This window comes from Brevundimonas sp. CURTG3B2_SDJG (genome assembly GCF_057364705.1).
This window is the reverse complement of record NZ_JBNFOJ010000285.1, coordinates 1-3,470: the sequence shown is the minus strand read 5'-3', so window position 1 is coordinate 3,470 and position 3,470 is coordinate 1. Positions and strand designations below refer to the sequence as shown.

Here is a 3,470-nt window from a genome sequence, read left to right as displayed (position 1 = left end):
CCAGCCTGTGGGCCACGGGCGTGGCCGCCGCGGATCCGACCCTGCTGTCCGAAGGCAAGCGGGCGGGGGACGCCTGGCGGTTCCCGGCGTCCGCCGCCGCCGCCCTGGAAGGCCTGGACCCGCGCGAGACCTTCGCGATCGAATTCCATTTCCGCGACGGCAGCGTGGCGACGGTCCCGTTCGAAGCCGGCGACTTCGCCGCCGGCCGCGCCTTCCTGGCGATGGGGATGCTGTAGCTAGTGGCTAGTGGCTAGTGGTTGGCGACGGCCGCGCCGCGCCCCCGGGGCCTAGACTGGCTGAACGCGTTCGGGTGATGCGGCGGTGACTAGCCACTAGCCACTAGCCGCTTCGTCAGCCGTCGATATCCCAGCCCAGGGCCAAGCGGCCCGAATAGCGGAGTTGGGGCTTTTCCTGCAGCGGGTGAAAGCGGGCGGCCTGGACGTCGCGGAAGGCGCGCTCCAGTCCCAGGCTTCGATAGAAGGCCGCGCCGCCGGCGGTCTCCATCGCCTTTTCCACCGTCTCGATCGCCGCCTGGCCCAGTAGAGTGCGGGCGGTCATCGCGCGCCCGGTGGCCTCGGGGCCCGGCGTGCCGCTCTCGGCCGTCTCCACCATCCGCTCCCACGCCATCTCGGCGCGAGCGTGGGCGTTCTCCATCTCGCCGACGGTGAAGGGGAGCGCCGGGTCCTCGGGCCGCTTGCGGGCGATCCCCAGGGCCTTGGCCCGCGCTCCGTCCGCCACGCCCATGTAGGCGGAATAGATCAGGGCGAAGGCGATCATGCTGATGATGTGGAACAGCATGTGCCAGGGCCGGCCGGGCGGCGGCCGGATACGGCGGCCTCTGGCACGAACACCTCGGTCAGTTCGACATCGTTGGAGCCGGTGCCCCGCATGCCCAGGGTGCGCCAGGTGTCGAGGATCTTCACGCCCTCGGCCTTCAGGGGCACGCCGAAATGCAGCACGGTCGGACCGGCCTCTGGATCAGCCCAGACCGCGCTGGTCATCAGCAGGTCGCCGCCCAGGCAGCCGCTGGAGAATGGCTTGCGCGCCGTCACGCGGAAACCGCCGTCGACCTTCGTGGCCGTTCCCCCGCTGGACAGCCAGTCCGAGCCGCCGCTGGACACCAGGACCAGATCCTCGGCGGCCACCCGTTTGAGCAGGCCTTCGGTCGGCGCGCCCTGATGCTTCCAGCGCCAGGCCGCCACGGCGACCAGGTGGCTGTGCATGGCGAAGGCCAGGGCGGTGGATCCGCAGGCGGCGCCCAGGGTGCGGATCACCCGGCACATGGTCGCCACGTCCGCCCCTCCGCCCCCGAACTCGGCGGGAACCAGGGCCTTGAACAGGCCCTCGGCCTTCAGCCGGGCGTAGCCGTCGGCGACAAACGTATCGTCGGCGTCGTGGGCGGCGGCCTGTTCGGCGATCAGGGCGGCGACGCGGTCGGCGCGGGCCTGCCAGTCGTTCTCGGTCTTGGTCATCGGGGTCTCCGCAAGCCGGGGCGGCGTCCGCCCGGTCTTTCAAGACGATGCAGAGCGTGCGCCGCGCCCGCCAGTTCAGCAACTGAACCGCCCCGGTACAGAAACTGAACTGGAGCCGCCGCAGTCCGGGGCGTACTCTGGATATCGGAGGTCGCCGATGTCTGAAACCCGCAGCTATCGCCAGTTCTGCCCCGTCGCCATGGCGGCCGAGATTCTGTGTTCGCGCTGGACCATCGTCCTGCTGCGCGAACTGGTCGCCGGCACGACGCGCTTCAACGACCTGCGCCGGGGATTGCCGCGCATGTCGCCGGCGTTGCTGTCCCAGCGACTGAAAGAGCTGGAAGAGGCGGGCATTCTGATGCGCCGCCCGTCGTCCGCCGACCCTGGCGTGTTCGAGTATCGCCTGACCGAGGCCGGGCGCGAGCTCGAGCCCATCGTCGAGGCCTTCGGCATGTGGGGGCAGCGCTGGGTCGAGAGCGAGCTGTCGCTGCAGCACCTCGACGCCCAGCTCCTGATGTGGGACATGCGCCGCCAGCTGGACCTCAGCCCCCTGCCCAGGAAGCGCAGCGTCATTCAGTTCCAGTATCCGGAGCAGGCCAAGGGCCGGCTCTGGTGGCTGCTGGTCGAGCCGGGCCAGCCGGAAGCGGACCTGTGCAACGTCGACCCCGGCTTCGACGTCGATCTCTACGTCTCCTCGGATCTGCGGACCATGACCGCCATCTGGATGGGGCTGGACACGGTTCGCGCGGCCCGGACGAACGACCGGCTGAAGCTGACCGGCGACGCCGGCCTGGCCGCCGACATGCAGACCTGGCTGGGACTGAGCCCGTTCTCGCGGGCGGAACGGAAGGTGGCGTGAACCTCAGCCCCCGTTCGCCACCGGCAGGGGGATGATCTCGGCGCCGCCCTCCGGCGCCGGCGCGCGGGCGACCAGGGCGACGGGCATGCGCAGCCGTCACCGCCGTGCCCTCGCCCAGGGTGCTTTCGATGCTCATGCGGCCGCCGTGCAGTTCGGCGAAGGCGCGGACCAGCGAGAGGCCCAGGCCGGTGCCCTGGCGGCGCTGCTCCAGCGCGCCGGCCTGCTCGAAGGGCCGGCCCAGGCGCTTGACGTCCTCGGGTGCGATGCCGACGCCGGTGTCCGAGACGACGATCTCCAGATAGGGGCCGACGGCCTCGACCGAGACGGTCGCCGAGCCGCCGGCGGCGGTGAATTTCACGGCGTTGGACAGCAGATTCAGCGCGATCTGCTTCAGGGCGCGGCGGTCCGCCGACACCTCGACCGGTTCGTCGGGCAGGACGCCGGTCAGGACGACGCCCTTGTCCTCCGCGCCGACCCGCACCAGGGCCATGGCTGCCGAGACCACCTCGCGGGCGTCGAACCGCTCCATGGTCAGGGTGTAGCGCTCGGCCTCGATCTTGGAGACGTCCAGCAGGTCATTGATCAGGTCCAGCAGGTGGCCGCCCGCCTGGTGGATGTTCTCGGCGTATTCGGCGTAGCGCTCGGGGATCGGGCCGAACAGGCGCTGGCGCATGATGTCCGAGAAGCCCAGCACGGCGTTCAGCGGGGTGCGCAGTTCGTGGCTCATATTGGCCAGGAAGCGGGTCTTGCCGGCTTCGCGCGCCTCGGCCTCGGCGCGCGCGACCTCCAGGCCCAGTTCGCGGGCGTACTGGGCGGTGGCGTCGAAGGCCTGGGCTATCAGGCGGGGCCCGGAGAGGTCGTCCATCCGACGCAGGATGACCTGGACCCGCCGGTCCAGGGCCAGTCGCGGGGCGAACAGGACGGAGCCGTCGTGGCCATTCAGGGCCCGGTCGATCGCTGCGAGAAGCCGAGGCCGATCCGGGGCGTGGACCGCCGCGACCAGGCCCTGGTCGAACAGGGGATCGACGGGCAGGGAGGGCGGCGGCGCGCCGTAGGCGGCCAGGACGCGTCCCGACGGCTCCAGGATCAGGGTCAGTCCCGGCTGGGCGGCCATCAGGGCCTCGACCCGGCGGACCTCG

General features: G+C 71.1%; 3 protein-coding genes and 2 pseudogenes. 2 read left to right on the top strand and 3 right to left on the bottom strand.

From position 1 onward, the window contains the following. Positions 1-236: pseudogene (locus tag AC2W7C_RS15120) on the top strand (hypothetical protein); the annotation flags it as partial. Between the two features lie 115 nt (positions 237-351). On the opposite strand, the gene AC2W7C_RS15115 reads toward AC2W7C_RS15120, so the two are convergent. Together AC2W7C_RS15115 and AC2W7C_RS15110 are read right to left on the bottom strand one after the other, a co-directional pair. Further along, complete coding sequence (locus AC2W7C_RS15115) at positions 352-798, bottom strand: acyl-CoA dehydrogenase family protein (protein WP_486002147.1); 447 nt, start codon at positions 796-798, stop codon at positions 352-354. Further along, the gene (locus AC2W7C_RS15110; protein ID WP_486002146.1) at positions 774-1,472 is read right to left on the bottom strand and encodes an acyl-CoA dehydrogenase family protein; all 699 of its coding nucleotides are present in this window, start codon (positions 1,470-1,472) and stop codon (positions 774-776) included. The genes AC2W7C_RS15115 and AC2W7C_RS15110 overlap by 25 nt, the downstream gene beginning before the upstream one ends. Positions 1,473-1,629: 157 nt before the next feature. On the opposite strand from AC2W7C_RS15110, the pseudogene AC2W7C_RS15105 reads away from it, so the two are divergent. After that, positions 1,630-1,938 (top strand): annotated as a pseudogene (locus tag AC2W7C_RS15105) (winged helix-turn-helix transcriptional regulator); the annotation flags it as partial. A gap of 103 nt (positions 1,939-2,041) precedes the next feature. On the opposite strand, the gene AC2W7C_RS15100 reads toward AC2W7C_RS15105, so the two are convergent. Next, positions 2,042-3,470, bottom strand: a 1,429-nt coding sequence (locus tag AC2W7C_RS15100) for a sensor histidine kinase (protein ID WP_486002145.1), incomplete at its 5' end; no start/stop codon positions are given.